Source organism: Plantactinospora sp. DSM 117369 (genome assembly GCF_053764795.1).
Genome location: NZ_CM132446.1, coordinates 7,426,237 through 7,451,986, shown reverse-complemented (window position 1 = coordinate 7,451,986; position 25,750 = coordinate 7,426,237). Strand labels below are relative to the sequence as shown.

Below are 25,750 nucleotides of genomic sequence, written 5' to 3'. Positions count from 1 at the left end.
GGTTCCCCCTCCTCGCTCAGTCCGTCAGTGTCAGCATGCCGGGTTGTCGTCAACTCCGCAGACCCCGTACCGCATCGAGCAGGTGGGGAAGTCCGGCGCCCCGGTCGGTCAGGTGCAGCCGGAGCACCGGCCGGCCCCGCTGGGCGAGGGCTTCGCGGTCGCCCGCGGCCTGCGCGGCCTGCAACTGCCCGAACGAGTACGGCTTGCCGGGCACCGGCAGGTCGTCGGCCACGTCCCCGGTGATCTGCAGGTACGACCCGAGCTGCGGGCCGCCTTTGTGGTATTGCCCGGTGGAGTGCAGGAACCGGGGCCCCCAGCCGAAGGTGACCGGGCGGCCGGAGGCGGCGGCGAGCCCGGGGCGCACCTGCGCGGTCAAGGCATCGGCGAACCGGTCGAGGTACGCCATCACGGCCAGGTAGCCGCCGTCGCCGAGCCCGTCCAGCAGCAGCCGCAGCGCCCCGGCCAGGTCACCGGGGAGCGGGTCGGTCCGCTGCGGCTCGCCCGGGAACCAGTACCCCTCGATCCCGCCGTCGACGAAGGTCGGTGTCTCGATCGGCAGCCCGGTGCCGAGCAGCCGGTTGGTGTTCTCCTTGGACTCGGTCACGTTCGGCTGGTTGAACGGGTCGATCCCGAGCACGACCCCGGCGACCGCGGTGGCGTACTCCCAGGCCAGGAACTGCGCGCCCAGCGGGCCGTTGACCGCCAGGTCGGGCCGGATGCCGCCGCCCGGCACCGCACCGGCGGCGAGCCCGCCGCCGTAGGTGACGGTCAGCACGTCCGGTCCGGTCGCACCCGGGCTGCCCGGGTCCTCGACCACCACCGGCAGGATGCCGACGCCGTTCTTGCCGGTCGACTCGGCGATCAACTGCTCGGCCCAGTCGCCGAGGCCGTCGATGCCGGTGCCGTCCGAGACCAGTGCGACCTTGTCCCGGCCGGTGGTGGCGGCGGCACCGAGCGCGGCGCCGAGCGCCAGCCCGGGGTTGTCCTGCGCCCCGCCGAGCGCTCCGGCCAACTCCTCGGCCTGGTCCAGCAGTTCCGCCACCTCGACCCCGGCCAGTGCCGACGGGACCAGCCCGAACGCGGTCAGCGCCGAGTAGCGCCCCCCGACGTCCGGGTCGGCGAGCACCACGAAGGCGCCCATCTGCTCAGCGGTCTTGGCCAGCGGCGAGCCGGGGTCGGTGACCACCACGAAGCGCCGGCCGGCCTCCGCCTCGGTCAGGCCGGCGTCCAGGAACGCCTGCCAGTACGCCCGGCGGTGGCTGTCGGTCTCCACGGTCGAGCCGGACTTGCTGGCCACCACCACGACGGTCCGGTCCAGCCGGTCGGCGATCGCCGCCCGCACCTGACCGGGGTCGGTGGTGTCCAGCACGGTCAGCGACCTGCCGAGGGTACGGGTGATCACCTCGGGGGCCAGCGACGAGCCGCCCATCCCGGCGAGTACCACGTGGTCGAGGTCGGCCAGTTCGGCCTTCAGCTCGGCGAGTTGGGGGAGCAGTTCCCGGCTGCGCCGGAAGGTGTCCACCCAGCCGAGCCGGATCGCCGCCTCGGCCTGGGCGTCCGGCCCCCACAGCGTCGGGTCCTTGGCGACCAGCCGCGCCGGTACGTCCTCGGCGAGCAGTGCGGCCCGGGCCGAGGCCGGGGCGGCGGAGTCGACCGCCTCCGCCCCGTAGACGGCGAGTCCGGCCGCCCCCTCGCAGCCCCCGTCCAGCAGGTCCTGGCCTGTTCCCTCGCTCATGCCGCCACTCCGCTTTGCTTCGTGCCGTCATGAGGCACCTTGGCACTGAGCTGGCTGGTTCGCTCACTACGTTCGCTCACGCGTTGCCTCCTGCCCGGAGGGCCGCATCGGCGTTCTCCCCGGCGGCCTGGTTCGGCTCCCCGGCGCCCTGCGCGGCGGCCTCCAGCGACTTGCGGACCCCGTCCAGCAGCTCCAACCAGCTCGCCTCGAACTTCTCCACGCCCTCCCGCTCCAGGGTGGCGATCACGTCGTCGAAGTCGACGCCGGCCGCGGCCAGCCCGGTGAAGACCTCCCGGGCCTCCGAGTAGGCGCCGGTGACGGTGTCCGGGCGGATCTCGCCGTGCTCGGCGAAGGCGTCGATCACCGGCTCGGGCATGGTGTTGACGGTGCCGGGGGCGATCAGCTCCTCGACGTAGATCACGTCGCGGTACTCCGGGTTCTTGGTGGAGGTGGAGGCCCAGAGCGGGCGCTGCGGGTGGGCGCCGGCGTCGGCCAGCGCCTGCCAGCGGTCCGAGGAGAAGACCTCGGAGTACCGCTCGTACGCGAGCTGCGCGTTGGCGACCGCCGCCTTGCCCTTCAGCGCGGCCAGATCCGGCCGGCCGGCACCGCCGCCGAGCTTGTCCAGCCGCTTGTCCACCTCGGTGTCGACCCGGGAGACGAAGAACGAGGCCACCGAGGCGATCTTGGACAGGTCGTGCCCGTTCGCCAACGCCTGCTCCAGGCCGGCCAGGAACGCCTCCATCACCTGCGAGTAGCGCTCCAACCCGAAGATCAGCGTGACGTTCACGCTGATCCCGGCGGCCAGGGTCGCGGTGATGGCCGGCAGCCCGGCCTCGGTCGCCGGGATCTTGATGAACAGGTTCGGCCGGTCGATCAGCCACCACAGGGCCTTCGCCTCGGCGACCGTCGGCTCGGTCTGGTACGCCAGCCGCGGGTCCACCTCGATCGAGACCCGACCGTCCACCCCGGCACTGCTGTCGTACGCCGGGCGCATCACGTCGCAGGCCCACCGCACGTCGTAGGTGGTCAGCGCGCGGACCGCCTCCTCGACGCTGACCCCGCGCACCGCCAGGTCCCGCAGTTGCCAGTTGTACTCGTCCGCGTCGCTGAGTGCCTTGGCGAAGATGGTCGGGTTGGTGGTCACCCCGACCAGGTGCTTCTCCCGGCGCAGCTGGTCCAGGTTGCCGGAACTCAGCCGTACCCTTGAAAGATCGTCGAGCCAGACCGCCACTCCCGCGGCGGTGAGCTCACCCAACCGGTCAGTCATGTCTGCAACGCTCCCTCAGTTGCCGGTGGTCTCACCGGTGATCTGGCCCACCCGGGTCAGCGACGCGTGTGCGGCCGCGACGATCCGGTCAGGGGTGAATCCGAACTGTTCGAAGAGCACGCTGTGCGGTGCGCTCGCGCCGTAGTGCTCCAGGCTGACCGCCTCGCCGCTGTCGCCGATCAGGTCCCGCCAGGACATCGCGATGCCGGCCTCGACGCTGACCCGGGCCCGCACGTCGCGGGGCAGCACCGCGTCCTGGTAGGCCGAGTCCTGCTCCCGGAACCACTCCTGGCACGGCATCGAGACCACCCGGGTCGGGGTGCCCTCGGCCTCCAGCCGCTCCCGGGCGGCCAGGCAGAGCTGCACCTCGGAGCCGGTGCCGATCAGGATCACCTGCGGCTGCGCGTTCGACGCCTCGGCCAGCACGTAGCCACCCTTGACGGTCTGGTCGGCGCCGGCCAGCTCGGTGCGGTCCAGCGTCGGCAGCGGCTGCCGGCTCAGCGCCAGCGCCGACGGCCGGTCGGTGTGCTCCAGCGCCCGCCGCCAGGCCCAGGCGGTCTCGTTGGCGTCGGCCGGCCGGATCACGTCCAGGCCGGGGATGGCGCGCAGCGCGGTCAGGTGCTCGACCGGCTGGTGGGTGGGGCCGTCCTCGCCGAGACCGATCGAGTCGTGCGTCCAGACGTAGACCACCGGCAGCTTCATCAGCGCGGCGAGCCGGACCGCCGGGCGCATGTAGTCGCTGAACACCAGGAAGGTGCCGCCGTACGGGCGGGTGCCGCCGTGCAGCGCGATGCCGTTCAGGATCGCACCCATCGCGTGCTCGCGGATGCCGAAGTGCAGGGTGCGACCGTACTCGTTGCCCGGGAACGCCTTGGTGGCGTACTCGCTGGGGATGAAGGACGGCTCGCCCTCCATGGTGGTGTTGTTGCTCTCGGCCAGGTCGGCCGAGCCGCCCCAGAGTTCCGGCAGCACCGGGGCCAGGGCCTGGAGGACCTTGCCGGAGGCGGCCCGGGTGGCGATCCCCTTGGCGTCGGCCGGAAACTCCGGCAGCGCGTCGGTCCAGCCGGCCGGCAGCGTACGGGTGGCCAGCCGGTCGTGCAGCGCCTTGCCCTCCGGGTTGGCGTCGGCCCACGCCTGGTACGCGGTGTCCCACTCGGCGTGCGCCGCCCGGCCCCGCTCCAGCACCTGGCGGGCGTGCGCCAGCACCTCGTCGTCGACCTCGAAGTGTTGGGCCGGGTCGAAGCCGAGCAGCTTCTTGGTCTCGGCAACCTCGTCGGCGCCGAGCGCGGAGCCATGGATCTTGCCGGTGTTCTGCTTGGTCGGCGCCGGCCAGCCGATGATGGTGCGCAGCGCGATGAACGACGGCCGGCCGGTCTCCGCCTTGGCGGCGAGCAGCGCGGCGTGCAGCGCCTGGACGTCCTCGTGGTAGTGGCCCTGGTCCGCGTCACCGCTGCGCCAGTCCACCGTCTGCACGTGCCAGCCGTACGCCTCGTAGCGGGCGGCCACGTCCTCGCTCTTGGCGATCCTGGTGTCGTCCTCGATCGAGATCTCGTTGTCGTCGTAGATCAGGATCAGGTTGCCGAGCCGCTGGTGCCCGGCGAGCGCGCTCGCCTCGTGGCTGATCCCCTCCTCGATGTCGCCGTCGGAGGCGATGCACCAGATGTGGTGGTCGAACGGGGAGGTGCCGGGCGAGGCGTCCGGGTCCAGCAGGCCGCGCTCGCGGCGGGCGGCCATCGCCATCCCGACCGCGTTGCCGAGCCCCTGGCCGAGCGGGCCGGTGGTGGTCTCGACGCCCCGGGTGTGCCCGTGCTCGGGGTGGCCGGGGGTGAGCGAGCCCCACTGCCGCAGCGCCTTGAGGTCGGTCAGGCCGAGGCCGTACCCGCTGAGGTAGAGCTGGATGTAGAGGGTGAGACTGCTGTGGCCCGCCGACAGCACGAACCGGTCCCGCCCGGTCCAGTCGGGGTGCGTCGGGTCGTGCCGCATGACCCGGTTGAACAGCAGGTATGCGGCCGGCGCCAGGCTCATCGCCGTACCCGGATGGCCGTTGCCGGACTTCTCCACGGCGTCCATGGCCAGCACGCGGACGGTGTCGACGGCACGCTGGTCGAGATCGGACCAGCTCAGCGAGGTTTGCTCGGGTCGATTGTCAGCCACGATCGTGTGTGCTCCTCGGCGTGATGGGCGGAACCCTCCCTCATGACCCTAGCGACCGCTTCCGCGCGCCAACCCCCGGATCTCGTCCACCGGCGATACGGTTCGCCGGAAGTGTGATCGTTCGCACCGAAGAAGGGTCGCCCGGGCAGCGAAAACGACGACGCGTAGGCTGTCGGTCGGCGTGCTGGCCCTCGGCCGCCCGCCACCCGCGCTGCCTCCGCAGCCGAATCACCCGTGTGCCCGACGCCGGAAGGTGGCAATCCGTGAGCATGATCACCGAGCGCCCCGTGACCGGCGGTGCCCCGGCTGCGGGGACCCCGGGCGAGGTGACCCGGCGCCGGGACGTCGCCGCTCTGATCCGGGCGTACGTCGCGCTGACCAAGCCACGGATCGTCGAGCTGCTGCTGATCTCCACGGTGCCGACGATGATGCTGGCCGCCGACGGGATCCCGTCGCTCTGGCTGGTCGGCGTCGTGCTGGTCGGCGGATCGCTGGCGGCGGGCGCGGCCAACGCGCTGAACTGCTACATCGACCGCGACATCGATCAGGTGATGAAGCGGACCAAGCGCCGGCCGCTGCCGACGCACACCGTGGCGCCGCGCAGCGCGCTGGTCTTCGGGCTGGTGCTGGCGGTGGTCTCGGTGACCCTGATGGCGGTCTTCACCAACTGGCTGGCCACCGCGCTGACCCTGGGCGCCATCGTCTACTACGACCTCGTCTACACGATGTGGTTGAAGCGGACGACCTGGCAGAACACCTTCTGGGGCGGGATCTGCGGCTCGGCTCCGGTGCTGATCGGCTGGGCGGCGGTGACCGGCTCGCTGGCGCCGCGGGCCTGGGGGCTGTTCGCGGTGGTGTTCTTCTGGCAGCTACCGCACTTCTACGCCCTGGCCATCAAGTTCAAGGACGACTACGCCCGGGCCGGCATCCCGATGCTGCCGGTGGTGGCCTCGATCCGCCGGGTCACGACCGAGATCGTCGTCTACACCTGGTTGACCGTGGCGGCGTCGGTGCTGGTCTGGCCGCTCGGCATGGGCCCGGTCTACGGGCTCACCGTGCTGGCGGCGGGCGGGATGTTCGTCGTCGAGGCGCACCGGTTGAGCCAGCGGGCCGCCCGGGGCGGACCGGTCAAGCCGATGCGGCTGTTCCACTGGTCGATCACGTACCTGACGATCGTCTTCGCCGCGGTCGCGGTCGACGCGCTGCTCTGACGGTTTCGGGGCCTCCGTCCCCGTTCGTCCTGTTTGCCAGACCTGAACGTGAATGATGGCTTTGAATTAATCGCGTATACACCGAAAAATCGCCCAAAGCTGGTGAGTAGTTCCGGTAAAGGTCACCGTAATCGGCATCACAAATTATCGGTAGCTGCCCCTCGTGCCGGTCGAAGTCTGCTTAGGCTTCGCGTTATGGCAGATGGTTCCGATACGACGCCGACGGCCGAGCAGACCGTCGCGGGTCAGACCCCCAACGGTCTGGTCGCTGGCATCCAGTCGTTTGCCGCCGGCCACGGCGGCGCGAAGGCGGTCATCGAGTACGTCGGCAAGCGGGGCGCACGCATTGTCCTGGTGGGGGAGGACGGCGTGTGGGCTGACCAGTTCGCGGAGAGCACCGACGTCGCGCGACTGGCCTGCGCCAAGGCGGGGGTAGCCGTGGAGAACGAATGGGAGCGGGAACTGATGGACCAGATGCGTCCGAGTAACGATCTTTGGCGGTCGATGGCTCGGCGTACCTTCGCTCGTTGATAGTTTTGTCCGATAACAGCCGTGCGACCCGGGGCGAGCCCCGGGTCGCACTCATTACCTGTAGCGAACTTCCCGGACTCGACCCCGACGACCGGCTGTTGCTGGATCCGCTCGCCGAACGCGGCATCCGGGTCGAGGCGGCAGTCTGGGACGACCCGGACGTGGACTGGGCCGGCTACGCGCTGGCGGTGCTCCGCTCGCCCTGGGACTACCCGACCCGGCACGCCGAGTTCGTCGCCTGGACCGAGACCGTGCCCCGGCTGGCCAACCCGGCCGACCTGGTGCGCTGGAACACCGACAAGCGCTACCTGCGGGAACTCGCCGAGGCCGGGCTGCCGACCGTGCCGACGACCTGGCTCGACCCCGCCGACGACTGGGCGCTCCCGCCGGAGCCCGGCGAGTACGTCGTCAAGCCCGTCGTCGGCGCCGGAAGCCTGGACACCGGCCGGTACGACCTGGCCGACGCGGAGCACCGGCAGCTCGCCGCCACACACGTCAAGCGGCTCCAGGCGGCGGGCCGGTGGGTGATGGTGCAGCCGTACCTGACCGCCGTGGACACCGCCGGGGAGACCTCGCTGCTCTTCGTCGCCGGCCCGGACGGGCTCCGGTTCAGCCACGCGATCCGCAAGGGGCCGATGCTGGTCGGCCCGGACTACGGCGTCGAGGGGCTGTTCCGGCCGGAGCAGATCACCCCGCGTACCCCGGCGGAGCCGGAAATCGCGGTTGCCGAGCGGGTACTGGCGGCGCTGCCCGGCGGGCCGGGCCGGCCGCTCTACGCCCGGGTGGACCTGATTCCGGGTCCGGCCGGCGCGCCGGTGCTGGTCGAGGTGGAACTCACCGAACCGTCGCTCTTCCTGGCCCACGACCCGGGCGCGGCCGGCCGGCTGGCTGACGCCATCGCCGCCCGGCTGGGCTGAGCGTCCCGCCGTCGGGTTCGGCTCCAGACCGTCTCGCCGCCGTCGGGTCCGGGTCCGGGCCGGCCGTCGGGTGCGGCGCCGGGCCGGCCGTCGTTCAGGTGCCGCGCCGGCCGTCGTTCAGTGCGCCGTGCCGACGAGATCGGGCCGGGCCTGGCTCAGCGGGGCGGTGGGGGCGGTGCGTTCCCGGGTCGACCAGAGCACCGCGAGGGCGGCGAGCCAGACCAGGCAGGAGCCGAGCATGTGCGCGCCGACCAGCGCCACCGGCAGGCCGGTGACGTACTGCACGAAGCCGATCAGGCCCTGGCCGAGTTCGGCGAGCACGAGCAGTCCGGCCGCCCGGACCGCGCCGGCCGGCGCGCCGACCGCGCGGAACGCGAACCAGATCGCGACGGAGAGGCCCACGAGCAGGAAGACGGTGTCGGCGTGCACCTGGGAGATGGTCTCCGGGTCCAGGCCGTTGCGGGCTGCCCCGGAGTCGCCGGAGTGCGGGCCGCTGCCGGTCACCCAGGTGCCGATCACCAGTACGGCGGCGGCCACCCCGGCGGTGAGCCAGGCGAGCGTACGCAGCGGTGCCGGTACGGTCGGCCGGGCCGGTCCGTCCGGTTCGAGGGTCCGGCGCCAGAACGCGTACGCGGCCGCGATCACCGCCATCGAGGCGAGGAAGTGCAGCCCGACCACCCACGGGTTCAGGTCGGTGAGCACGGTGATCCCGCCGATCACCGCCTGTGCCGGGATGCCGAACGCGGCACCGACGCTGAGCAGCCGGAGCCCTCGGCGGGCCGGGCGCTGCCGCCAGGCGGCGACCATCGCGGCGATGACCACGGCGGCGAGCGCGAAGGTGAGCAGCCGGTTGCCGAACTCGATCGCCCCGTGCACGCCCATCTCGGCGGTCGCCACGTACGAGGAGTCGGTGCAGCGGGGCCAGGTGGGGCAGCCGAGCCCGGACTTGGTCAGCCGGACCGCGCCACCGGTACCGACGATCAGCACGTTGCCCACCACGGAGGCGAGGGCCAGTCGCGATAGGGTGGGTTTGCCAGAAAATTCGCCGAATCGGCTCACGTCGGCCATGGTACGTGCAAATGTGATCATGCTGGACGGCGCGTCCGCCGTCCGGTGGTCTGGATCACCGGACCCCGGGTTTGCGGACCACGGACGAAATACGTAACGTTGGCGTAGTGAAAAACCTGGCGGCGTGCTCGGAGCAGGAGCGGGTGACCGATCCGGTCGCCGGTTCCGCCGTGGCCGCTGCCGCTGGGGTCGCCGGTCCGGAGGGCCGCCCGACCCGGGACCGGGTGACCCAGTTGCTGCTGGAGCACGGTGCGGCCACCGCCGCGCAGCTCGGCGCGGAGCTGGGGCTCAGCCCGGCGGCGATCCGCCGCCACCTGGACGCGATGCTCGCCGACGGCGACGTGATCGCCCGTGACCAGGTCGTCCGGGGTCAGCGCGGTCGCGGCCGGCCGGCCAGGATCTTCCGGCTCACCGACTCCGGCCGGCGCCGCTGCGGCACCCACACCTACGACGGGATGGCCACCGCCGCGCTGCGCTGGATCTCCCGGTACGGCGGGCCGGACGCGGTCGACGCCTTCGCCGCCGAGCAGGTCGCGGCGCTGGAGGCCCGCTGCCGGGCCGCCATGGAGGGCGCCGGAGACGACCCGCTGGCCAGGGCCGAGGCACTCGCCGGGGCGCTGACCGCCGAGGGATACGCTGCCAACGCGTCCACGATCGCCTCCGGCGGGCAGTTGTGCCAGCACCACTGCCCGGTGGCCCACGTGGCCGCGGAGTTTCCCCAGCTGTGCGAGGCCGAGACGGCGGTCATCTCCCGCCTGGTCGGCACCCACGTGCAGCGGCTCGCCACCATCGCCCACGGCGACGGGGTGTGCACCACGCACATCCCGACCCAGCCCAAACCTTCCGCCAGCAGTGTGAGGACAGATAGATGACCGAGCAGATCGTCCAGCCCATGACGCAGGAGGAGCAGCTCGCCGCCCTGGGTCGCTACGAGTACGGCTGGGCCGACTCCGACGTTGCCGGTGCCGCCGCCCAGCGTGGCCTCAACGAGGCGGTGGTCCGGGACATCTCCGCCAAGAAGAACGAGCCCGCCTGGATGCTCGACCTCCGGCTGAAGGGGCTGCGGCTGTTCGGCCGCAAGCCGATGCCGAACTGGGGTGCCGACCTCGGCGGGATCGACTTCGACAACATCAAGTACTTCGTACGGTCCACCGAGAAGCAGGCCGCGAGCTGGGAGGACCTGCCCGAGGACATCAAGAACACCTACGACAAGCTGGGCATCCCGGAGGCCGAGAAGCAGCGGCTGGTCGCCGGTGTCGCCGCCCAGTACGAGTCCGAGGTGGTCTACCACAAGATCCGTGAGGACCTGGAGGAGCAGGGCGTCGTCTTCCTGGACACCGACACCGCGCTCAAGGAGCACGAGGACCTCTTCAAGGAGTACTTCGGCACGGTGATCCCGGTCGGCGACAACAAGTTCGCCGCGCTGAACACCTCGGTCTGGTCCGGCGGCTCCTTCATCTACGTGCCGAAGGGCGTGCAGGTGGAGATCCCGCTCCAGGCGTACTTCCGGATCAACACCGAGAACATGGGCCAGTTCGAGCGGACCCTGATCATCGTCGACGAGGGCGCGTACGTGCACTACGTCGAGGGCTGCACCGCGCCGATCTACTCCTCCGACTCGCTGCACAGCGCGGTCGTGGAGATCGTCGTCAAGAAGAACGCCCGCTGCCGCTACACGACCATCCAGAACTGGTCGAACAACGTCTACAACCTGGTCACCAAGCGGGCGGTCTGCCACGAGGGTGCGACCATGGAGTGGATCGACGGCAACATCGGCTCCAAGGTGACGATGAAATACCCGGCGGTCTGGATGACCGGCGAGCACGCCAAGGGCGAGGTGCTCTCGGTGGCGATGGCCGGCGAGGGCCAGCACCAGGACGCCGGCGCCAAGATGGTGCACGCCGCGCCGCACACCTCCAGCACGATCGTCTCCAAGTCGATCGCCCGGGCCGGTGGGCGGACGTCCTACCGTGGCCTGGTCCAGGTGCTGGAGGGATCGCACCACAGCAAGAGCACCGTCAAGTGCGACGCGCTGCTGGTCGACACCATCTCCCGGTCGGACACCTACCCGTACGTCGACATCCGCGAGGACGACGTGGCGATGGGGCACGAGGCGACCGTCTCCAAGGTCAGCGAGGACCAGCTCTTCTACCTGATGAGCCGGGGCATGACCGAGGACGAGGCGATGGCGATGATCGTGCGCGGCTTCATCGAGCCGATCGCCAAGGAACTCCCGATGGAGTACGCGCTGGAGCTCAACCGGCTGATCGAGCTGCAGATGGAGGGCGCGGTCGGCTGACGCCGGCCGCCGCACCCCGCCTCGGACCTCGCCAGACAAGACCAAGGAAGAGATGACTACCGAAGCATTCGCGCCCGCCGCGCCGGTCGCGCAGACAAAGGCGCAGACGCTCCGCTCCTACGACGTCCGCGACTTCCCGGCCCTGACCGGCATGGAGGAGGAGTGGCGGTTCACCCCGCTGAAGCGGCTGCGCGGCCTGGCCGACGAGACGTTCAGCCCGGTCGACGGCCGGCTGCGCTACGAGGTCGCCGCGCTGCCGGACGGGGTGACCTTCGGCGGCGTGCACGAGGGTGACACCCGGATCGGCAGCGTGCTGACCCCGTTCGACCGGATCAGCGCGCTGGCGCACGGCCGGGCCGGCGAGGCGGTGGTCGTGGCGGTGGCCCCGGAGACCCGGCCGGCCCAGCCCGTCACCGTCCGGCTGGTCGGGCAGGGCGCCGACGGCGCCTCCTTCGGGCACACCTTCGTCGACGTCGGCCGGTTCGCCGAGGTGACGCTGGTGCTGGAGCAGACCGGTTCGGTGACCCTGGCCGACAACGTCGAGGTCGCGGTCGACGAGGGCGCGAAGCTGACCCTGGTCACCGTCGCCGACTGGGCGCCGGACGCGGTGCAGGCCCAGCACCTCAAGGTCCGGCTCGGCCGGGACGCCAAGGTGACGCACATCCAGGTGAGCCTCGGCGGCGAGCTGGTCCGGCAGTACACCAGCGTGGAATACACCGGCCGGGGCGGCGAGGCCGAGCTGTACGGCCTCTACTTCGCCGACGCCGGGCAGCACCTGGAGCACCGGCAGATGGTCGACCACAGCGTGCCGGACTGCCGCAGCTACGTCGGCTACCGGGGCGCGTTGCAGGGCGTCAGCGCGCACACCGTCTGGGTCGGCGACGTGCTGATCCGGGCCGCCGCGACCGGCACCGACACGTACGAGATCAACCGGAACCTGGTGCTGACCGACGGCGCCCGCGCCGACTCGGTACCCAACCTGGAGATCGAGACCGGTGAGGTGGCCGGCGCCGGGCACGCCAGCGCGACCGGGCGCTTCGACGACGAGCAGCTCTTCTACCTGATGGCCCGGGGCATTCCCGAGGACGAGGCGCGCAAGCTGGTGGTCCGGGGCTTCTTCGCCGAACTGCTCAACAAGATCCCGGCCGAGGAGCTGCGGAACCGGCTCGGCGAGCAGATCGAGACCCGGCTGATGAAGGCTGGCTCCTGATGATCCGGATCTGTTCGACCGAGGACGTGCCGAAGGGCAGCGTCATCTCCGCCGACGTGGACGGCACCGAGATCGCCGTCGTGCACGCCGAGGACGGCAACTTCTACGCCGTACGCGACGAGTGCTCGCACGCCGCCGTGGCGCTCTCCGAGGGCGAGGTCGACGGCTGCACCCTGGAGTGCTGGCTGCACGGATCCCGCTTCGACCTGCGTACCGGCGAGCCGACCGGGCTGCCCGCGACCGAACCCGTACCCGTCTACCCCGTCGAGATCCGCGACGGCGACATCTACCTGAGTCTCACACCGAGCAATGGAGTTACCGCACCATGAGCGTTCTGGAGATCCGTGACCTGCAGGTGTCGGTCCGGCTGCCCGAGGGCGAGCTGAAGCCGATCCTGGCCGGGGTCGACCTCACCGTGCGGGCGGGGGAGACCCACGCGATCATGGGCCCGAACGGGTCCGGCAAGTCGACCCTGGCGTACTCGATCGCCGGGCACCCGAAGTACGAGATCACCGGCGGCGAGGTGCTGCTGGACGGTCAGGACGTGCTCTCGATGGCCGTGGACGAGCGGGCCCGGGCCGGCCTCTTCCTCGCCATGCAGTACCCGGTCGAGGTGCCCGGGGTGTCGGTGGCGAACTTCCTGCGCACCGCGAAGACCGCGATCGACGGCGAGGCGCCGAAACTCCGCACCTGGGCCGGCGAGCTGCGCGGCGCGATGGAGCGGCTCCAGATGGATCCGGCGATGGCCCAGCGCAACGTCAACGAGGGCTTCTCCGGCGGTGAGAAGAAGCGGCACGAGATCGTGCAGCTCGAGCTGCTCAAGCCGAAGGTGGCGATCCTCGACGAGACCGACTCCGGGCTGGACATCGACGCCCTGCGGGTGGTCAGCGAGGGCGTCAACCGGGTCCGCGAGACCGGCGAGACCGGGCTGCTGCTGATCACCCACTACACCCGGATCCTCCGCTACATCACGCCGGACTTCGTGCACGTCTTCGTGGCGGGGCGGATCGTCGAGCAGGGCGGTCCGGAGCTGGCCGAGAAGCTCGAGGCCGAGGGCTACGAGCGGTACGTCGCCGGCGCCGGCACGGCCCGGGCCTGAGAACCGGAAGGGCACCGTCGAGATGACCAGCATCGCGATCCCGCCGGGGATGCCACAGTACGACGACGTGCCGCGCTACGACGTCGAGGCGGTACGCGCCGACTTCCCGATCCTGGGGCGCGAGGTCAACGGCCACCCGATGGTCTACCTCGACAGCGCGAACACCTCGCAGAAGCCCCGGCAGGTGCTGGACGCGCTGCGCGAGCACTACGAGCGGCACAACGGCAACGTCTCCCGCTCGGTGCACACCGTCGGGACGGAGGCGACCGAGGCGTACGAGGGGGCCCGGGCGAAGGTGGCGACCTTCGTCAACGCGCCGAGCCCGGACGAGGTGGTGTTCACCAAGAACTCCACCGAGGCGATCAACCTGGTCGCGTACGCCTTCTCCAACGCCTCGCTCGGCGCGGGCGGTGACCCGAGGTTCCGGCTCGGCCCCGGCGACGAGATCGTGATCTCGGAGATGGAGCACCATTCCAACATCGTGCCGTGGCAGCTCCTCTGCGAGCGGACCGGCGCCACGCTGCGCTGGTTCCCGGTCACCGACGGCGGCCGGCTCGACGAGTCCGGGCTGGAGGAGCTGGTCAACGAGCGGACCAAACTGGTCTCGATCGTGCACATGTCCAACATCCTCGGCACGATCAACGCCACCGCCCGGATCACCGAGCGGATCCGACAGGTCGGCGCGCTGCTGCTGCTCGACTGCTCGCAGTCGGTGCCGCACCTGCCGGTCGACGTGGTCGACCTGGACGCCGACTTCATCGCGTTCACCGGGCACAAGATGTGCGGGCCGAGCGGGATCGGGGTGCTCTGGGGCCGGGGCGAGCTGCTGGCCGCGATGCCGCCGGTCTTCGGCGGCGGATCGATGATCGAGACGGTCGCGATGACCGGCTCGACGTACGCGCCGCCGCCGGCCCGGTTCGAGGCGGGGACCCCGCCGATCGCCGAGGCGGTGGCGCTGGGCGCGGCGGTGGACTACCTCTCCGGGATCGGCATGAAGGCGATCCAGTGGCACGAGAAGGAGCTGACCGCGTACGCGCTGGACGCCCTGGAGACCGTGCCCGGGTTGCGGATCTTCGGTCCGTCGGTGCCGGTCGGCCGGGGCGGGACGATCTCGTTCGCGCTGGACGGCATCCACCCGCACGACGTGGGTCAGGTGCTGGACGCCGAGGGCATCGAGGTGCGGGTCGGCCATCACTGTGCGCGACCGGTCTGCGTCCGGTTCGGCGTACCGGCGACGACCCGCGCCTCGTTCTACCTGTACACCACGACCAGCGAGGTCGACGCCCTGGTGCGCGGGCTGGAACAGGTACGGAAGGTGTTCGGGTAATGCAGGTCGACCAGCTCTACCAGGAGATCATCCTGGATCACTACAAGCATCCGCACGGGCGCGGGCTGCGCGAGCCGTACGCCGCCGAGGCGCACCACGTCAACCCCACCTGCGGCGACGAGGTGACCGTCCGGGTCACCCTGGACGACGGCACGCTCAGTGACGTCTCGTACGACGGCCTCGGCTGCTCGATCAGCCAGGCGTCGGCGAGCGTGCTGCACGAGCTGCTCACCGGCAGACAGACCGGGGACGCGTTCGCGGTGCACGCCGCGTTCGTCGAGCTGATGTCCGGGCGCGGGCAGGTGACCCCGGACGAGGAACTCCTCGGCGACGCGGTGGCGTTCGCCGGGGTGGCCCGCTATCCGGCGCGGGTGAAGTGCGCGCTGCTGCCCTGGATGGCGTTCAAGGATGCCGCGGCCCGGGCCGGAGTGGACGTCGAGGCCGGCAACGAGGACAGTAACGAGCGGAGCGAGGTGAAGACGGTATGACTGATCAGGACACGACGACCGCGTCGGCCGAGTCGACGGGGTCGACCGGCAGGGCCGCGGTCGCCGACATCGAAGAGGCGATGAAGGACGTCGTCGACCCCGAGCTGGGCATCAACGTGGTCGACCTCGGTCTGGTCTACGGGGTGCACGTGGACGACGAGAACGTCGCGACCCTGGACATGACGCTCACCTCGGCGGCCTGCCCGCTGACCGACGTGATCGAGGACCAGGCCCGGCAGGCGCTGACCACCGGCCCCGGCGGCGGCCTCGTCAACGACATCCGGATCAACTGGGTCTGGCTCCCGCCGTGGGGCCCCGACAAGATCACCGATGAGGGCCGCGACCAGCTCCGCGCCCTCGGCTTCAACGTCTGAGCGGCCCGCCTGTCGCAGATCTTGACGAGTTGTTGTCGTTCCCGCGACAACAACTCGTCAACATCTCCGGTGGACTTCCCCGGTGCGGATGCCGGGGGACGAGGGCAGCGAGTGGGAGTTGCTGCTGTTCGAGCAGTCGCAGGTGGTGACGTGGGGGCAGGCCAGTCGGGCGCTGTCGCCCGCGAAGGTGCGGCATCTGCTGGCGGCGGGGCGGTGGCGGCGATGGTGCCGTGGCGTACTGGTGGCGCATCCGGGTGAGCTGACCCGCGCCCAGCAACTCTGGGTGGCGGTGTTGTCGGTCGGATCCGACGCCGTGCTCGCCGGCCTGAGCGCCGCCGCCGAGGCGGGACTGCGGGGGTTCCGGCCGGAGCCGATCGACGTACTGGTGCCGGCGGGGCACAGCAGCTCGACCGCACGTCGCCGGCTCGCGCCCGGGATGCCCGGGGTGCGGGTGCACCGGACCGGGTCACTGCCGCCGGATCAGGTGCAGGCGGCGCGTCCGAGACGGACCAGTACCGCTCGCTCGCTGGTGGACGCGGCCGGCTGGGCGCGTACCGACGACGAGGCACGGTCGGTGATCGCGGCCGGGTGCCAGCAGCGCCTGGTGCTGCCAGGGGAGATCATCAAGGTGGTCGAGGAACTACCCCGAGCCCGTCGCCGGGCGCTGGTGCTGGAGACCGCCCGGGATGCCGAAGGCGGCGCGGAAGCGCTGTCCGAGATCGATTTCGTCCGGCTCTGCCGGCGCTACCAGCTACCCCGGCCCGACCTCCAGGAACGGCGGCGGGATGCCAGCGGTCGGGTGCGCTATCTGGACGCGTACTGGCGGCGTTGGCGGCTGCACGTCGAGGTCGACGGTGCGCACCACATGCAGGTACGCCACTGGGAGGCGGACATGCGCCGGCAGAACGACGTGTGGCTCGACGGCGACCGCCTACTCCGCTTCTCCGCCCACCAAATCCGCCACCACCCCGCCGAAGTCGCCACCCAACTCCACCGCGCCCTCACCACCGCCGGCTGGCGCCCGACAACCCATAGATCTTGACGACTTGTTGCTGCCGGAACGACAACAAATCGTCAAGATCTACCGGCGGGGGTACGGGGCGGCAGGGCCGTTGCCGCGAGCGGCCGGGAAGGAGACCACCTGCTGGTAGGTCGGCCGGTTCTGCCAGGCGATGCTGGCGTGCCGGATCCCGCCCAGCGGGGACTGCACGATGGCGTCGGCGCACCACTGGTCCCCGGCGGCGCAGTGCTCGTCGCCGGGATAGACCTCGGCGGCCGGCTGGGCGGCGGCGGTGCGCAGGGTGTCCAGCAGGATCTGCCGGCAGGCGGCCAGGCTCCCGTCGCCGCAGTACGTCCGGCCGAGCCCGCCGGACACCGGCTCGCCGAGCACCGCCCGCAGGTCGGCATCGACATAACCCCACCAGCCGTACTGGAAGGACGAGCCCTTGTGCGTCTGGGCGGCGGCGGCCGAACCAGGCAGGTCCGGGGTGTCGCCCTGCTGGTGCCCGGAGGGGGACTCGTTGATCTGCATCGCGTTGACCAGCGCCTGGTAGAGGTCGCCGCCGAGCGGCCCGGCGAACTGGCCCCGGACCAGCAACGGCCACCAGGCGTCGAAGACGCGGATCGCCTCGGCGTGCTGGTACGTCTTCGCGCCGGCCGAGGTCTCCACCCGCAGCGCCCCGGCCTGCCGCCACGCCTTCAGCCGGCCGATCACCCCGGCCAGGCCGGCGTCGCCGACCGGTTGGCTCTCCAGCACCCGGACCAGTTCGTCGAGTACCTCGATCCCGCGCAGGTCGGTGAGGCCGGCCCGCTGCACCAGCGCGGTCAGCGAGGCGCGGTCGAACTTCTGCCCGGCCTCGATCGCCGCCCGGATCGGCTTGTCCAGCAGGTCGCCCCGGTGCACCGGCCCGAAGCTGAAGTTGCCGTCCGCCGCGCCGTAGTCGGCGGCCTGCTTGTTGTTCCAGCTCACGTAGTAGTCCTGGTCGACCGAGTTCGGGTGCGCCGACGCCGGGTGGTAGTTCGCGGTGTTGCTGGCCGGGTCGAAGCCCTGCCACTCGTACGCCGGCTCGGCCCGGATCGGCAGGTTCGGGTTCGACCCGGCGGCCCGCACCGGGTTCAGCCCGGAGTTGGCGTACGCCGCCTGGCGCGAGTTGACGTAGAACCAGTTGAAGGCGTACCCGATCTCGGACGCCGCGGCGGTGAACTGGGCGGCGGAGCCCATCGCGGCGGGGTCGTTGAACATCTGGAACCCGATCGCCGAGTCGGCCTCGTGCCGGTACGTCGACCGGAGCTGGGTGAACGCGTGCGGCACCCCGCCGACCGTGCCCCGCCACGCCACCAGCCCCAGCCTGGTCCGCCGGGCGATCATCGTGTACGAGCCGGCCGCTGTGCCGTCAGCGACGGTCGGCCGCCAGGAGTTGACGTGCGAGATCTCCTCCATCGCCAGGCACTGGCCGCGATAGCGGTAGAAGTTGCTGGCCAGCGTCGGTGCGCTGCCGTCGGTGGTGCAGAGCGGCACCGCGTAGGTGTCGGTGATGTCCTGGGTGGCCGAGGTGGCGCTCCAGGCGTAGGCCTGGCCCCGGCCGAGCAGTACGTAGAGGTTGACCCCGGCGAACGCCGCACCCCGGGCGCTGATCCCCGGCCCCTGCAACTCCTGCATCATCAGCAGTTGCGGCGCGAAGTAGCCGGTCTGCGGGCCGAAGACCGCGATCGGGTGGCCGGTGGCCGAGTGCGCACCGGAGATCACGGCGGCGTTCGACATCCCCCGTGGTGTGATGGTCAGCCCCGACAGCGCGGCGGCCAGCTCCGACGGTCCGCCGGTGGTCTGCCGGGCCGACCCGCTGGGGTTGGCGGTGACCGGCTCCGGCCGGGCCGAGCCCGGGTCCGGCAGCACCACGCTGGGCGCGTCCGGGTCGGCGGCGCCGTACGGGAAGCTCTGCCCGTCGTGCAGGGTCAGCACCGTCTCCGGGTTGTTCTGCATCCGGAACGCGGTCCACACCCGGTCACCCTCGACCGGCCCGTACTTCGCCCGGGCGGCGATCCGGACCAGCGCCGACTGCAACTCGTGCCCGCCACCGCCGCCGAACAGCCCGCCGACCACGCCGGAGATCGCGATCAGGTCGGTCAGCTGGAACGGCTCCGGCCCACCCGCGTTGGTGATCGCGTCCAGGTGCCCGGTCAGCACGTACTCGCCGGGGCAGTTGCGGTTGGCCATGCAGTGCCGGATGTAGGCGTTGATCCCGGCGATGTACTCCTGCACGTCGGCGTAGAGCTGCTCGCCCCGGGGACCCCGCTGGCGCAGCGCGGCCACCTGGGCCGCGAGGTCCGCCTCGGTGTACGGCGAGTTCCGCCAGACGCTCTGTTCGAGAGCCCGGTTGCCCGGTGCCCCGCCGGCGAACGGGGTGAGGGTGCCCCGGCCGACGTGCCGGAGCAGGTCCATGGTGAAGAGCCGGTCCTCCGCGCCGACGTAACCGGCGCCGAACATGGTGCCGCCCCGGGTGGTGCCGGTGACGTGCGGGACGCCGGTCGCCCGGTCCCGCAGCACGGTGACGTCGGCGCGGGGCGAGTAGCTGCGCTCGACCTGGCCGGGCGGCACCCCGAAGGAGGCGTCGTTGAAGAACGCCCCGAGCTGCTCCTCCCGCAGCCCGGCGTACCCGTAGACCAGGCTGGCGTACCGGTCGAGCTGGTCGCCGGCGTGCCGGGGCAGCACCCCGAGCGCCTGGTTGGCCAGCACCTCGACCAGGGTGGCATTGCCGTTCTGGCCCGGCGGCAGGATGTCGGCGCACTCGCCCAGGCAGTAGTCGCCGGCCGCGAAGGCGGTGCTGGCCGGCGCGGCGGCGGGACCGGCGGCCGGGCCGGGCGGCGGTGCGGCCGGTGCCGGTGCGGCGGTGAACGCGAGCACGGCCGCGCTGAGCACCGCGATCCCGGCGGCGGCGCGGCGGCGGGGACGGTGGGCCATCGGGGATCCTTCCGACGGTACGAGCGAATGTGAGCAACATTCGGCTACCGGATGGTAACGAGTTCGCCGGGCCGATAGATAGTCCTGGATCGGCGGTGCGGCACTGGCGGATAATCCGTCGCGACCGGCCCCGCGACCGGCCAGAATCGTCCCGTGATCACGCCTGTCTCGTGGACCTCCGTTTCCGTCGCCGTGCCCGACCGGGCCGCCCGGCGACAGCGGAAGCGCACCCGGTTGGCGTCGATCACCGCGGCACCGTCGTGACCGACGCGCTCGTCGCCGGCCTGCTCGCCGGATACGGCGTCGCCATACCGGTCGGCGCCATCGCCATTCTCGTGATCGGACTGACCGCGCGTACCTCGATCCGGGTCGGCGCTGCCGCCGCGCTCGGGGTCGCCACCGCCGACGGGCTCTACGCGGCCGTCGCGGTGCTCGGCGGCGCCGCGCTGGCCGGCCTGATCGAGCCGATCGCCGAGCCGCTGCGCTGGGTCGCGGTCGGCGTACTGCTGCTGCTGGCCGGTACGGGCGCCTGGGGCGCCGTCCGGCACCGGACCGACCCGGGCCGGGCGGCCAGGACCGACCGGAGCCTGGGCACGCCACTGCGGGCGTACGGCGGGCTGCTGGCGCTGACCCTGCTGAACCCGATGACGATCCTCTACTTCGCCGCGCTGGTGCTCGGCCGGCGGGCCGCCACCGACTGGTCGGGCGGTGCGGAGGTGGTCTTCGTGCTCGCCGCGTTCGTCGCCTCGGCGAGCTGGCAGCTACTGGTCGCCTCCGGTGGTTCGCTCATCGGCCGGGTGCTCTCCGGACCCCGGGGGAGGCTGGGCACCGCCCTCGTCTCCAGCGCCCTGATCGCCGCGCTCGCCGTCCACCTGCTGCTGCGCTGACCGGGACCTGCGGTCGCTCGCCCGACGTTCTCCGGGCGGGAGCTGTGCCAGAAACCAGCGGACGGGTCGGACCCGCGGCGGGGTGCGACCGTTCCCGGAACTCATGGCACGGGCGGACCCGGCGGCCGGGTGCCGGCGGTGGACGTCGTACCGTTCGGGGGTGAACAGCCGACCCGCTGCCGGCGGCGGCCGCTGGGTGGACGTGCCCCCGGCCCGGCTCGCCCGCTGGCTCGACGGCTTCGCCGAGCGGCACGGCGGGCCGCCGGCGGTCGACGCCGGCCCGGACGGGCTGCGGCTGACCGCCCCGGACGGCACGCTCGCGGTGCTGCATCCGCCGCCGGGCGTGCCCGCCCCGGACGACCTGCCCACCTTCGCGGCGCAGGTCGCGGCACCCCGGCGGCTGGGCCTGCTGCTGGCCCGCAAGGGTGCGGTGGCGGTCGGCGTCGCCGAGGGCGACCGCCTCGTCGTCTCCAAGGTGGACAGCCGGTACGTGCAGGGCCGCACCGCGGCCGGCGGCTGGTCACAGCAGCGGTTCGCCCGGCGCCGGGACAACCAGGCGAAGGCCGCCGCGGCCGACGGGGCGGAGCTGGCCGTCCGGCTGCTGCTGCCTGAGGCCGGCCGGCTCGCCGCCGTGGTGGCCGGTGGCGACCGGCGGGCGGTGGAGACCATCCTGGCCGACCGGCGGCTGGCCCCGGTGGCGGCGCTGCGGGCCGAGCGGCTGCTCGACGTACCCGAACCCCGGCACACCGTACTGGTCGACGCGATCTCCGCCGCCCGGGCGGTCCGCGTACTGGTCCGCGATCCCTAGCCGGCGATACCCGCGGCGGAATGGTCAGCGGGCGGTGCCGAAGGTGTCGCAGGAGGTCGGGTCGCCGCTGGAGTAGCCGGTGCCGAACCACTTCTGCCGGTCAGCCGAGCTGCCGTGGGTGAACTGCGACTCGTCGATCCGGCCGCCGGACCTCCGCTGGATCGCGTCGTCGCCGATCGCCGCCGCCGTGTCCAGCCCCTCCTGGATGTCCCGCTCGGTGAGGCTGGTGAAGATCTTCACGCCCCGGTCGTCGGCGGTGCCGGTGGCGTTGCGGGCCCAGGCGCCGGCGTAGCAGTCCGCCTGGAGTTCCAGCAGCACCGAGAGCCGGTTGGCCTCGTCGGGGCTGGCCTGCCGCTGGTCGCGTACCCGTTGCTCGGTGCCGAGCAGGTCCTGCACGTGGTGGCCGTACTCGTGCGCCAGCACGTACGGCTGGGCGAACTCGCCGGGGGCGCCGAGCTGCTCGGCGAGTACCCGGTAGAAGCTCAGGTCGATGTAGACCTGGTCGTCGAGCGGGCAGTAGAACGGCCCGACCCCGGAGTCGGCCTGCCCGCAGCCGGTGCTCACCGCCTGCGCGAAGAAGACCGTGTCGGATTCCTGGTACGGCCGGTCGAAGTGCTGCGGCATCGCCCGCTGCCAGTACGCCTGGATGGAGTTGACGTAGAGGGTGTTGCGGCAGTCGAGCTGGCCCAGCGCGTCATCGGCCTGGCACCGCTGCTCCAGCGCGGTGTTGTCGCCCTGCTCCTCGCCGCCCCCGCCGGTGAGCTGGCTCACCCCGAAGCCGCCGCCGACCAGGGTGACCAGGACGGCGATGATCAGGCCGACCACGCCGCCCCGGCCACCGCCGGTCGGGATGGGGATGCCGGCCAGCCCGCCGCCGGACCCACGCCGGTCCTCCACCTGACTGGTATCGATCCGTGCGTCCTCGTTGAGCTCCATCACGTACCCCGATCGCCCTGATCGCCGATGCCTCGCTCGATGCCTGCTCGTGCCCGATGTCGCGGTTTGTCGATACCCCGTGATCTTGATCGGTAATCCGGTCCCGGGTCCCGCCGCCTGCCCGGTACAATCGGACCGTGCTGCTCTGCGAAGGCTGAACGCCCCGAGCCGACGGATCCGTGGTCCGCCGGCTCGTCCGTGTGCCCTGAGTCAGCCTTCGACCCCGAGAGCGAGTCCTCCGACATGATCACTGCGAGCGGCCTGGAACTCCGTGCCGGCGCCCGGATCCTGCTGTCCGACACCACGCTGCGGGTCCAGCCCGGCGACCGGATCGGCCTGGTCGGCCGAAACGGCGCCGGCAAGACCACCACCCTGAAGGTGCTGGCCGGCGAGGGCCAGCCCTACTCCGGGCAGATCGACCGGCGCAGCCAGGTCGGCTACCTGCCGCAGGACCCGCGTACCGGCGACCTGGGGGTCACCGCGCGGGACCGGGTGCTCTCCGCCCGGGGGCTGGACGTGCTGATGGCCCGGATGAAGGAGATCGAGGAGCAGCTCGCCGAGGGCACCGGCGACGACCGGCTGGTCCGCCGGTACGGTGCGCTGGAGGACCAGTTCGCCTCCCTCGGCGGGTACGCCGCCGAGGCGGAGGCGGCGCGGATCTGCGCCAACCTCGGCCTGCCCGATCGGGTCCTCGCGCAGACCATCGGCACCCTCTCCGGCGGTCAGCGCCGCCGGGTCGAGCTGGCCCGGATCCTGTTCCGGGACGCGGCCGAGAACGGCGGCGGGATCCTGCTGCTCGACGAGCCGACCAACCACCTGGACGCCGACTCGATCACCTGGCTGCGTGGCTTCCTCGCCGCGCACAAGGGCGGGCTGATCGTGATCAGCCACGACGCCTCGCTGCTGGAGGCCGTGGTCAACAAGGTCTGGTTCCTGGACGCCACCCGCTCGGTGGTGGACGTCTACAACGTCGGCTGGCAGAAATACCTGGAGCAGCGGGAGACCGACGAGCGCCGCCGCCGCCGGGAGCGGGCCAACGCCGAGAAGAAGGCCGGCGCGCTGATGGCCCAGGCCGACAAGATGCGGGCCAAGGCGACCAAGACGGTGGCCGCGCAGAACATGGCCCGCCGGGCCGAGAAGCTGCTCTCCGGGCTGGAGGAGGCCCGGGTCGCCGACAAGGTGGCCAAGGTCCGGTTCCCCAGCCCGGCGCCGTGCGGCAAGACGCCGCTGACCGCCACCGGGCTCTCCAAGTCGTACGGCTCGCTGGAGATCTTCACCGACGTCAACGTCGCCGTCGACCGGGGCTCCCGGGTCGCGATCCTCGGGCTCAACGGCGCCGGCAAGACCACCCTGCTGCGGATCCTCGGCGGGCTGCTGGAGTCGGACACCGGCGAGGTCCGGCCGGGCCACGGGCTGCGGCTGGGGTACTACGCGCAGGAGCACGAGACCCTCGACGTGGACCGCAGCGTGCTGGACCACATGCGCAGCGCCGCCAGCGAGCAGTCCGACACCGACCTGCGCAAGATCCTCGGCGCGTTCCTCTTCTCCGGCGACGACGTGGACAAGCCCGCCGGGGTGCTCTCCGGCGGCGAGAAGACCCGGCTGGCGCTGGCCACCCTGGTCTGCTCGGGCGCGAACGTGCTGCTGCTGGACGAGCCGACCAACAACCTCGACCCGGTGAGCCGGGAGCAGGTGCTCGACGCGATCGCCCGCTATCCGGGGGCGATCGTACTGGTCACCCACGATCCGGGCGCGGTGCTGGCGCTCAAGCCCGACCGGGCGATCCTGCTGCCCGACGGCGACGAGGATGCCTGGAGCGACGACCTGCTCGAGTTGGTCGAGCTGGCCTAGCGGCGGTCCCGCCGCCGGCCGGCGGCGGGATTCCGGGTACTGACCGACGACGATCTGCCGGGATCGGTACGGTCCCGCTGGTGACGACGTGACCAAGAGGACGGTCAGTACGACAATGTCGCGGGGTTTGCCGGCGGCGAGCCACAGACGACACTGCGCGGACCGGAACACCATTCTGCGGAATCCGCCCCTACGGAATCCGAGCCGGGCACGAAACTCTCCCCGACGGGAGCCGAAACTTGACGTCGGAAGAACGAAACTCGCCGGATGATGAGGCGAAACTCCCGTTGCGTGGAAGGAAACTCGACCGAGGGCCGAGAAAACCGCGCCGGCCCGGGTCGCGACCGGACGGCCGCGGCTCGAAATCCCTGCTGACGTGCGGCGGAAGCTCGGATGGTGGGTGTGGACGGCCTCGGTGGCGCAATCACTCAATCGGGAAACTGACACTGCTGTGCGTGTCGGTTGGCGAAGAGTTGATATCTAGCGCATGATCGTTCGAGGCGGTCTAATAGGTGGGACCGTATCGAACCGCACAGTCTGGGACGTGAGGAATCAACATGGCAGCCACTGGCACAGCCACCAGCACTGAGAAGGGTCGCCGGATCGTCGGAGCCGAGCGCCAGACGCTCGCCAAGGACCTGGTCAAGCGGTATACCTCCGGCGAAAGCATCCGCGCCCTGGCGGCCTCGACCGGCCGTTCCTACGGGTTCATCCACCGGGTGCTCACCGAGTCTGGTGTACAGCTTCGTCAGCGTGGCGGCGCGCGTCGTCGGAAGAAGGCGTGACCCGCTCAGCAGCGTGGTCCGGACCCGTACGCCCACGGACGTCTTCGTGACCGTCGGCGTACGACTCAACTGCGACGGGCCGGTCGCGACACTGACGTTGTGCCGGCCCGACGTACTCAACGCACAGACCCCACAGATGTGGCGGGCGATGCGCGACTTCTCCCGGGACCTCCCGGGCGACGTGCGTGTCGTGGTGGTACGGGGCGAAGGTCGGGCCTTCTCTGCCGGGCTCGACCTCTCGGTGGCGACGGGCCGGTCCGGGGCGGAGAACTCGCTGGCCGAGATGGCCGCGTTGCCGCCGGAGGAGTGTGCCGAGCGGATCGCCGGCTTCCAGGCCGGCTTCACCTGGCTGCACCGGCCCGACCTGATCTCGATCGCGGCGGTGCAGGGGCACGCCATCGGGGCTGGCTTCCAGCTCGCACTCGCCTGCGACCTGCGGGTGCTGGCCTCCGACGCCACGTTCGCGATGGCCGAGGTCACCCTCGGCCTGGTGCCCGATCTCGCCGGCACCAAGCGGCTGGTGGACCTGGTCGGCTACGCCCGGGCCCTGGAGATCTGCGTGACCGGGCGGCGGATCGACGCGGCCGAGGCGGAGCGGCTCGGCCTGGCCACCGTGGTCGTGCCGCCGGACGATCTCGACGCGGCGGTCCAGGACCTGACCGCGGCGATCCTGAGCGGCAACCGGGACGCGGTGGTGGAGATCAAGGCGCTGCTCGCCGGCGCTTCCGGGCGCTCTCCGGTGGAGCAGCAGCGGGCCGAGCGCGAGGCGCAGGCCCGGCGGATGCGCGATCTTGTCGGAGCCGGCGAATAGGCTGGAGCCCGACGGCTGCGTGGTCAGCCGACGG

The 25,750-nt window shown here is 71.7% G+C and carries 23 protein-coding genes; 17 read left to right on the top strand and 6 right to left on the bottom strand.

All coding sequences use genetic code 11. The features are described from left to right. Positions 1 to 49: 49 nt before the first annotated feature. The 3 genes from ACSMXO_RS31515 to tkt all read right to left on the bottom strand — a co-directional run bounded on the left by ACSMXO_RS31515 (position 50) and on the right by tkt (position 5,156). Positions 50 to 1,735 carry a glucose-6-phosphate isomerase gene (locus ACSMXO_RS31515; RefSeq protein WP_455414935.1) on the bottom strand — a complete coding sequence of 562 codons (1,686 nt, stop codon included), beginning with the start codon at positions 1,733 to 1,735 and terminating at the stop codon, positions 50 to 52. A gap of 76 nt (positions 1,736 to 1,811) precedes the next feature. Next, a complete protein-coding gene (tal, locus tag ACSMXO_RS31510) occupies positions 1,812 to 3,002 on the bottom strand; it encodes a transaldolase (protein WP_455414934.1) in 1,191 nt (396 codons plus the stop codon). A gap of 15 nt (positions 3,003 to 3,017) precedes the next feature. After that, the gene (gene tkt, locus ACSMXO_RS31505; RefSeq protein WP_346258992.1) at positions 3,018 to 5,156 is read right to left on the bottom strand and encodes a transketolase; all 2,139 of its coding nucleotides are present in this window, start codon (positions 5,154 to 5,156) and stop codon (positions 3,018 to 3,020) included. A 263-nt stretch (positions 5,157 to 5,419) separates the two neighbouring features. Between tkt and ACSMXO_RS31500 the strand changes: the two genes are divergently transcribed. The 3 genes from ACSMXO_RS31500 (at position 5,420) to ACSMXO_RS31490 (ending at position 7,815) form a co-directional block, all read left to right on the top strand. Further along, positions 5,420 to 6,367: a heme o synthase gene (locus ACSMXO_RS31500; RefSeq protein ID WP_346258990.1), complete on the top strand. Its 948-nt coding sequence runs from the start codon at positions 5,420 to 5,422 to the stop codon at positions 6,365 to 6,367. A 195-nt stretch (positions 6,368 to 6,562) separates the two neighbouring features. Beyond that, on the top strand, positions 6,563 to 6,898 hold the full coding sequence (locus ACSMXO_RS31495) for a hypothetical protein (RefSeq protein ID WP_346258989.1): 336 nt from the start codon (positions 6,563 to 6,565) through the stop codon (positions 6,896 to 6,898). Positions 6,899 to 6,903: 5 nt separating this feature from the next. Beyond that, positions 6,904 to 7,815, top strand: a complete 912-nt coding sequence (locus ACSMXO_RS31490) for an ATP-grasp domain-containing protein (protein WP_455419359.1) — start codon at positions 6,904 to 6,906, stop codon at positions 7,813 to 7,815. A 117-nt stretch (positions 7,816 to 7,932) separates the two neighbouring features. Here ACSMXO_RS31490 and ACSMXO_RS31485 read toward each other — a convergent pair whose 3' ends face one another. After that, positions 7,933 to 8,883, bottom strand: coding sequence for a COX15/CtaA family protein (locus ACSMXO_RS31485; protein WP_455414933.1), 951 nt, complete (start codon positions 8,881 to 8,883; stop codon positions 7,933 to 7,935). A gap of 107 nt (positions 8,884 to 8,990) precedes the next feature. Between ACSMXO_RS31485 and ACSMXO_RS31480 the strand changes: the two genes are divergently transcribed. The 9 genes from ACSMXO_RS31480 (at position 8,991) to ACSMXO_RS31440 (ending at position 16,722) form a co-directional block, all read left to right on the top strand. After that, positions 8,991 to 9,755 (top strand): helix-turn-helix transcriptional regulator, encoded by a 765-nt coding sequence (locus ACSMXO_RS31480; RefSeq protein WP_455414932.1) that lies wholly within the window; start codon positions 8,991 to 8,993, stop codon positions 9,753 to 9,755. Beyond that, positions 9,752 to 11,182 carry a Fe-S cluster assembly protein SufB gene (gene sufB / locus ACSMXO_RS31475; protein WP_346258987.1) on the top strand — a complete coding sequence of 477 codons (1,431 nt, stop codon included), beginning with the start codon at positions 9,752 to 9,754 and terminating at the stop codon, positions 11,180 to 11,182. Before ACSMXO_RS31480 ends, sufB begins: the two co-directional genes overlap by 4 nt. A gap of 52 nt (positions 11,183 to 11,234) precedes the next feature. Further along, complete coding sequence (gene sufD, locus ACSMXO_RS31470; RefSeq protein ID WP_455414931.1) at positions 11,235 to 12,392, top strand: Fe-S cluster assembly protein SufD; 1,158 nt, start codon at positions 11,235 to 11,237, stop codon at positions 12,390 to 12,392. Further along, positions 12,392 to 12,721 (top strand): non-heme iron oxygenase ferredoxin subunit, encoded by a 330-nt coding sequence (locus ACSMXO_RS31465; protein ID WP_318399289.1) that lies wholly within the window; start codon positions 12,392 to 12,394, stop codon positions 12,719 to 12,721. Before sufD ends, ACSMXO_RS31465 begins: the two co-directional genes overlap by 1 nt. After that, positions 12,718 to 13,491: a Fe-S cluster assembly ATPase SufC gene (gene sufC / locus ACSMXO_RS31460; RefSeq protein ID WP_346258985.1), complete on the top strand. Its 774-nt coding sequence runs from the start codon at positions 12,718 to 12,720 to the stop codon at positions 13,489 to 13,491. The genes ACSMXO_RS31465 and sufC overlap by 4 nt, the downstream gene beginning before the upstream one ends. A 22-nt stretch (positions 13,492 to 13,513) precedes the next feature. Next, positions 13,514 to 14,818: a cysteine desulfurase gene (locus tag ACSMXO_RS31455; protein WP_455414930.1), complete on the top strand. Its 1,305-nt coding sequence runs from the start codon at positions 13,514 to 13,516 to the stop codon at positions 14,816 to 14,818. Continuing rightward, positions 14,818 to 15,306 (top strand): Fe-S cluster assembly sulfur transfer protein SufU, encoded by a 489-nt coding sequence (sufU, locus tag ACSMXO_RS31450; protein WP_455414929.1) that lies wholly within the window; start codon positions 14,818 to 14,820, stop codon positions 15,304 to 15,306. The genes ACSMXO_RS31455 and sufU overlap by 1 nt, the downstream gene beginning before the upstream one ends. Beyond that, positions 15,303 to 15,680 (top strand): metal-sulfur cluster assembly factor, encoded by a 378-nt coding sequence (locus tag ACSMXO_RS31445; protein WP_318399293.1) that lies wholly within the window; start codon positions 15,303 to 15,305, stop codon positions 15,678 to 15,680. Before sufU ends, ACSMXO_RS31445 begins: the two co-directional genes overlap by 4 nt. Before the next feature lie 88 nt (positions 15,681 to 15,768). Then, the gene (locus tag ACSMXO_RS31440; RefSeq protein ID WP_455419358.1) at positions 15,769 to 16,722 is read left to right on the top strand and encodes a DUF559 domain-containing protein; all 954 of its coding nucleotides are present in this window, start codon (positions 15,769 to 15,771) and stop codon (positions 16,720 to 16,722) included. Between the two features lie 39 nt (positions 16,723 to 16,761). Here the strand turns inward: ACSMXO_RS31440 and ACSMXO_RS31435 are convergent, their stop codons facing one another. Then, positions 16,762 to 19,638, bottom strand: coding sequence for a penicillin acylase family protein (locus tag ACSMXO_RS31435; protein ID WP_455414928.1), 2,877 nt, complete (start codon positions 19,636 to 19,638; stop codon positions 16,762 to 16,764). Between the two features lie 260 nt (positions 19,639 to 19,898). Between ACSMXO_RS31435 and ACSMXO_RS31430 the strand changes: the two genes are divergently transcribed. After that, positions 19,899 to 20,525 (top strand): LysE family transporter, encoded by a 627-nt coding sequence (locus tag ACSMXO_RS31430; protein ID WP_455414927.1) that lies wholly within the window; start codon positions 19,899 to 19,901, stop codon positions 20,523 to 20,525. Positions 20,526 to 20,685: 160 nt separating this feature from the next. Further along, complete coding sequence (locus ACSMXO_RS31425; RefSeq protein WP_346258978.1) at positions 20,686 to 21,333, top strand: acVLRF1 family peptidyl-tRNA hydrolase; 648 nt, start codon at positions 20,686 to 20,688, stop codon at positions 21,331 to 21,333. A gap of 24 nt (positions 21,334 to 21,357) precedes the next feature. Here the strand turns inward: ACSMXO_RS31425 and ypfJ are convergent, their stop codons facing one another. Next, complete coding sequence (ypfJ, locus tag ACSMXO_RS31420; RefSeq protein WP_346258977.1) at positions 21,358 to 22,269, bottom strand: KPN_02809 family neutral zinc metallopeptidase; 912 nt, start codon at positions 22,267 to 22,269, stop codon at positions 21,358 to 21,360. Positions 22,270 to 22,512: 243 nt separating this feature from the next. Here ypfJ and ACSMXO_RS31415 point away from each other — a divergent pair, with 243 nt between their 5' ends. The 3 genes from ACSMXO_RS31415 to ACSMXO_RS31405 all read left to right on the top strand — a co-directional run bounded on the left by ACSMXO_RS31415 (position 22,513) and on the right by ACSMXO_RS31405 (position 25,716). Continuing rightward, the gene (locus ACSMXO_RS31415) at positions 22,513 to 24,120 is read left to right on the top strand and encodes an ABC-F family ATP-binding cassette domain-containing protein (RefSeq protein WP_455414926.1); all 1,608 of its coding nucleotides are present in this window, start codon (positions 22,513 to 22,515) and stop codon (positions 24,118 to 24,120) included. Between the two features lie 557 nt (positions 24,121 to 24,677). Beyond that, positions 24,678 to 24,905: a helix-turn-helix domain-containing protein gene (locus ACSMXO_RS31410; protein ID WP_007462679.1), complete on the top strand. Its 228-nt coding sequence runs from the start codon at positions 24,678 to 24,680 to the stop codon at positions 24,903 to 24,905. Positions 24,906 to 24,951: 46 nt separating this feature from the next. After that, complete coding sequence (locus tag ACSMXO_RS31405) at positions 24,952 to 25,716, top strand: enoyl-CoA hydratase/isomerase family protein (RefSeq protein WP_455419357.1); 765 nt, start codon at positions 24,952 to 24,954, stop codon at positions 25,714 to 25,716. The last annotated feature ends 34 nt before the right edge of the window (positions 25,717 to 25,750 follow it).